At 33.3% G+C, this 5,880-nt stretch carries 8 protein-coding genes and 1 riboswitch; all 8 genes read right to left on the bottom strand.

What is annotated here, in order from left to right; genetic code table 11:
- The coding region (locus ACZQCL_RS05610; protein WP_482482136.1) for a TatD family hydrolase at positions 1–439 on the bottom strand (439 nt) is incomplete at its 3' end.
- Complete coding sequence (locus ACZQCL_RS05605; protein WP_154555951.1) at positions 432–1,166, bottom strand: ABC transporter ATP-binding protein; 735 nt, start codon at positions 1,164–1,166, stop codon at positions 432–434. The genes ACZQCL_RS05605 and ACZQCL_RS05610, both read right to left, overlap by 8 nt.
- A complete protein-coding gene (locus ACZQCL_RS05600; RefSeq protein ID WP_482482134.1) occupies positions 1,166–2,164 on the bottom strand; it encodes an ABC transporter substrate-binding protein in 999 nt (332 codons plus the stop codon). The genes ACZQCL_RS05605 and ACZQCL_RS05600 overlap by 1 nt, the downstream gene beginning before the upstream one ends.
- On the bottom strand, positions 2,161–2,922 hold the full coding sequence (locus tag ACZQCL_RS05595) for an ABC transporter permease (RefSeq protein WP_288522766.1): 762 nt from the start codon (positions 2,920–2,922) through the stop codon (positions 2,161–2,163). The genes ACZQCL_RS05600 and ACZQCL_RS05595 overlap by 4 nt, the downstream gene beginning before the upstream one ends.
- Before the next feature lie 43 nt (positions 2,923–2,965).
- Positions 2,966–3,052: riboswitch (TPP riboswitch) on the bottom strand.
- Between the two features lie 31 nt (positions 3,053–3,083).
- Positions 3,084–3,620: a shikimate kinase gene (locus ACZQCL_RS05590; RefSeq protein WP_331866606.1), complete on the bottom strand. Its 537-nt coding sequence runs from the start codon at positions 3,618–3,620 to the stop codon at positions 3,084–3,086.
- Positions 3,621–3,629: 9 nt separating this feature from the next.
- Positions 3,630–4,208: an RQC-minor-1 family DNA-binding protein gene (locus ACZQCL_RS05585; protein WP_482482131.1), complete on the bottom strand. Its 579-nt coding sequence runs from the start codon at positions 4,206–4,208 to the stop codon at positions 3,630–3,632.
- A 13-nt stretch (positions 4,209–4,221) separates the two neighbouring features.
- On the bottom strand, positions 4,222–4,932 hold the full coding sequence (locus ACZQCL_RS05580; protein WP_418583859.1) for a TraX family protein: 711 nt from the start codon (positions 4,930–4,932) through the stop codon (positions 4,222–4,224).
- A partial coding sequence (locus ACZQCL_RS05575) for a putative ABC transporter permease (RefSeq protein WP_482482130.1) occupies positions 4,929–5,880 on the bottom strand: 952 nt, incomplete at its 5' end. The genes ACZQCL_RS05580 and ACZQCL_RS05575, both read right to left, overlap by 4 nt.

Genomic DNA, 5,880 nt, shown 5'->3' with positions numbered 1-5,880 from the left:
AAGATACCACTTCATCATATTCTTTGACATAATCCATACATCCATACCAATGTACAACATATGTATTTGGATATTTACGAATCAATTCAAGTATTGTTTTTTCCTGACCCTTCGTATGAAGAATGACTGGTTTATTTAAAGCATGTGCAAGCTGAAGCTGTTTTTCAAACACTTCTTTTTGAATATTTAAATCCAAATCACACCATACACTATCCATGCCGATTTCGCCAATGATAGGTGCCTTTTTTAACAAAGGAAGCATGGATTCAAATGTATCTAAACTTGCATTCCAAGGATGTACTCCACAAGAATAGAACAACTGCTTTTGATGGACAAGTTCAAATTCTATTTCATTTGCGACGTTACAAATACCAGAAATTCCATATTCATTCTGCAGCGCATTTATTTCTTTTGAATAATGATAATGTGCATCATGCATGATTTTCACCCTTCAACAATTCATAAACTTGTTTCTTCAAATCACTTTGTGAAAATAACCAATCCCTCGATTTCTTTTCTTTAGATAAGTCTATTTCCTGCAAGATATGACTTGGCTTATTCGATAAAATCAAAATACGATCCGATAAATATAAAGCTTCATCAATATCATGTGTAACTAATAAAGTAGTACGATTATAATTCTTTCTTAATTGTAACAACCAATCTTGCATATCATTTCGAGTAATAACGTCCAACGCTCCAAATGGTTCATCTAATAAAAGAATATCCGCTTTACACAAAGAAGTTCTCAAAAAGGCAGCTCTTTGGCGCATTCCTCCTGAAAGACTCGATGGATATGCGTTTTCATAACCAGAAAGACCAAATGTTTCAAATTCTTTTAAAGCTCGTTGTCTGATTGATTTATCATGATTGATTTCGCCATACAAACAAACATTATCTAAAATCGTTCTCCATTCAAGTAATAAATCACTTTGTGGCATATACGCAAAATGACTACTAATACCTGTAATTGGTTCATCATCCACAAATACAGAGCCAGAATAATCTTCAATTAATCCTGCCAATACATTCAGAATGGTGGATTTACCACATCCACTTGGCCCTAGAATGGAAACAAATTCACCTTCTTGAATAGAAAAAGAAATATCGTTTAATATTTCTTTTCCTGAAAATTCAAGATTTAGCTTTTCAACATATAGCTTCATTATTTCACAAACTCGTTAGTATATTGGTCTTTCGCATCAATCTTTTGACTGATCAATCCTGTTTCATACATAAAATCTGTATAATTATCCCATACAGAATCTTTCATAACACCCCATGAATCTGCATCTTTGGCATATTGACTACTTAAATATTTTTGACTTTCTTTAAGGAATTTCAAATCTGTATCTGACAATGCATCCTCATGTAAGATTTCAGCTGCTTTACTTGGATGATCAATCGCATATTCATATCCTTTTTTAGTAGCTTCCATAAATTTTTTAACTGTATCTGAATTCTTTTTAATCATCTTTTTGTTGGTGATAATAACCGGAGTATAGTAATCCAAACGATTATCTAAATCCGCTAATGGCATATAGTTTAAATCATATCCATCTTGTAACGCTTTGATAATTGCCCAACCATAGAATTCCCATCCAAGGTTCACTTTATTTTTACTAACTTCATCACTAAGTCCTGCAATACCAGACCCATCAGATCCTACGATGTTTAACTTACTAAAATCAGCACCCGCTTCGTTCATAACCGCTTTAATGACGGCTTCTTCACTTGGTGCTCCCCATCCTGCATATGTTTTTCCTTCAAAATCCTTTACAGAATTGATGTTTGCGCTCTTTAAAGAAACAAATCCTGAAGTATTGTGCTGGATAATTGTCGCAATTGTTTTAATTGGAAGTGGATCTTCACTCGTTAGAGCATACGTAACATCTTCCTGGTAAGAAACTCCAAAATCAGCTTTTCCTGCCGCAACCATTGAAGTTGTCGCATTATCACCTGGTTCAATAATATCTACATCTAAACCAGCCTCTTTATAATATCCTTTGTTTTTAGCTACATAGAAACCAGTGTGGTTTGTGTTTGGCGTATAATCCAACATCAATGTAACCTTTGTCAATTCTTTATCAGAATTTGATGTTTGAGCACAGCCAACTAAACTTAACGCAACAGCAGCTGCACACATAGCCTTTAAAATTTTCATTTTCTTTCTCCTTTTCGTAAATGTGGAAATAATATTTTTTCCAATAGAGTCACTCCTAAATTCAATAGAATGCTCCAAAATATAATCATCAATACACACGCAAAGACTTTATCTAACATATATCCGTTTTTTACACGAAGCATATAGTAACCAAGTCCTGCTCTACTTGAAAGCCATTCACCTACAATAGCTCCGCCCACACAATAGGTAGCCGCTACCTTTAATCCTGAAAATAAGCCAATGGCACCCGATGGAATCTTAACAATTTTATAGATTTGAAATAGATTGGCACCAAAACTTTTTAATAAATTGATTTCTTTTTCACTCACTTGTGACAAGGCATCCGTAAAGGATATCGCAATCGGAAAAAAACACATAAATATGACAATCAACACTTTGGGCAATAAATCAAATCCAAACCAAATTGAAAACAACGGACCTAAAACCATAATAGGAACGGTTTGTGTCACAATCAAATATGGATAAATACTTGTCTTAAATGTTTTCGATAGATCCATACAAATTGAAATAAGTATCGCAAAGAAAGTACTAATCAACAATCCTAAGATTGATTCTTCCAACGTAACAAGCGAATGTTGCATTAGAATGTCAAAATTCTCAATAAGTGCACTGATAATTTTTGATGGACTTGGCAAAATATAAAGTGAAATATCAAATACACGCACATATAATTCCCAGCCACCAATCACTAGAATAAACACAAGCAACGGCATGACAATTCTACGATTTTTCTTCATTCACTAGCTCCTTTCCAAATAAAAAAGGCACCCTAGAGTGCCACCATCAATCGATATGACTCCCTACGCTAGAATTAACCAGATCAGGTAATAAGGTTTTTTCTCAGCATTTGCACCCCTGTCATGTATGTTTTTACTTGCCCATTGATTATATCACAATCTTATACTAATTTATATTTCTTGCATATATCCTCAACAATTTCATCTAAACTTTTACCATCCATCGAAATCGAATCCATTTTTGATGCATATAAAGTATGGAAATAATCAAAATCCGCCTGTATTTCATGCATATAATACGCCTTATGCTTATTTAGATACGATTGAGGGATGTGCAAAAGATTATCATTATCATCCGTAAATTCCAAGCGTTTAAAAATATTTTCAGCTCGATCTGTTAAGTCGAAACAAATAATATCTGAATCTTCAAAGAAATCTTCATATGCATCTAAATACGCAATAGGACTTAGGGCAATGACTACATTTTCATTTTCTTTGATCCAAGATGAAATCATTTCTGCTCGCAATTCATCACGTTCATATTGATCATTATATTCATCTTGAAACCCAAGCATCGTACCATATTTCTCTTTGATTTTCGTATCCATATCGATAAAATCGTAACCTATTTTTCTTGCCAACAACTCACCAACGGTACTCTTTCCAATGTTACCCATCCCAAATATTAATATTTTCATTTTACACCTCTATATACGCTTACTTATCTTCTTTTCTACTTCTGCAATTCTTGCCGCAACCTTTTTCACTTCCAACATTTTCCATGCTTCTAAGTAAGGTAGAAATTCCTTTGTTCCATCTTTCTCTATTTTATCAAGCACGCACATGACAACTTGTCTATTCACTTCTTTCATTTCAAATAGGACACGTGCCTTTTTTTCTTCTACATCTAAGCACATTCTTTGGTAAAGTTCTTGGGCAAATGTTTCTTTTTCTATTTGCCATCCTTTTTCAGAAAATACCAATAAAGGTAGACGATAATCATATTCAATTCTAAGATAATCTTTCTTAATCATCCAATCAATGCATTTACTGATATCATCTAACTTCATATCATGATAATACCCATAAGCAGGACATTCATTTAATTTATACTCGAATATCTTTTTATCTTTTGAACCCTTTAATATTTTAGCCAGCATACTTCTTCCACCAGTTGAAATCAATGCATCTGCCCCTCTTAAAATCATTCGTATATCTTCCTGTGGTAAATCTTTAATTTCTCCTGCATCCAGAATAACTGGCACTCTACGTACTTTTTTACTCATCCATTCTTTACCTCTACATCATTACACGAATCAATCCACACAAAACTAAATGTCCCACATAGAACCAATAGAAGAACCATTTCATAAAAGTACTCTTTCCTCTTGTTCCATCATATAAAGACATAATTGGATAGACTAAAATAATTCCAAACTGCAACAAACCATAAACCACATCAATACATAAACAATAGACTATTACATACATAGAAATATACAAAGCCATACCTAATACTTGTTTCTTTAAATTCCCTCGATTTTTATAAATGTGGTTTGTACAAAGAACTGGAAAGCATGACCAATCACTTGGAAATGCCAATAAACAAAGAATTAGAATACAACCTATTTTCTTTACGTCTTTCCATTCTTGATCTTCCACCCATAAACCAATCACAGACAAGAATAATGGCCATATAATACTTGTCTGATTTAGCATAGAATCCTTTAATGGAATCAAAGAAATGCCAAAACAGAAGTTATACGCAAAGTGAGCGATAATTGAAAAAATCAATAATCTTTCTAAATATTTCTTTAAACAATGCGTATGTGTATAGCCTTCAACCACCATAAACCACATGATAGGTGCTGCCACTCGTCCAATTAAATGAATCAATAAAAGCCACCAATACTTTTCATAATTCGGATAAAATGTAGTTGCGAAATGATCCATAAACATCGCAATGATCGCAATCATCTTGATTTGATTTCCATTTAACTTTTTTATCATTGAGTCACACCCTCTCCTACATTAGGTTCAAAGTGCGAATAAACAACATCTGCACCAAATAAAAGAAGTAAAACCAAACATGCAGCAGATAATTTTTTATTTAAGTGTTCTTTAACCCAGTTATCAATTAATGGCGCAATCACATAGACAAAAGCCATACCACCAATGCCAAACACCAATAAGCCTTCCGCACAAATTCTTCCATGAAGATTTAAGAAGTAGCCTGTATAATCCCACCATTTTTGACCATTATGCGTAAGCTCTAAAAAGAAACCAGTAAAGTATTCAATACATCCACAAAGAAGTACGGCCATACTAAATTCAACTTTGGGACGCATTCTAAATCGTTTTAATAAAAGTAAAATCAAAACACAGCCAAAACCATAAATAGGAATCCACGGGCCATGTAAAACGCCGCGATTCACAAAACATCCATAGCTAATCATTGATAGACTCACTTCCCAGATCCATCCAACAAAACACATAAAGAAGAAACAGACTAAAATAGATGTTACTGTATAATTTCGATTTGGATGTAAAACACGAAGATTTGACTTCTTATACTCCTCTTCAATTGGAGATAGCCTTACTGGATAACATAATAAATACACTTCGGTAATCATAGTTTCAGCTTCCATTTTATTATAGGTATATCTCTCATATTGTTTTTCTTTTGAACTCAAATGAAAGATGATCCCAAAATTATCACACAAGAATTTTTTTACGCCCGTATACACATTTTCTATTGGATTTTTCGCATTCAATGCCGCAATTACATCCGAATACGTATTACGCATCAAAGCACTACTTGGTTTTTCAAATAAATACGTATCATTTAAGATAGCACTTTGAAATTCTTTTCTTCTTAGTGTATAAAATTCACTCATCACAGCCATACGATACATATTCGAATAGAATATAGCACTAATCCCAAATGTACAAACATCC

This window comes from Holdemanella sp., from assembly GCF_056804935.1.
Note: the sequence above shows the minus strand (reverse complement) of the source record. Positions and strands in the feature narration are given on the sequence as shown.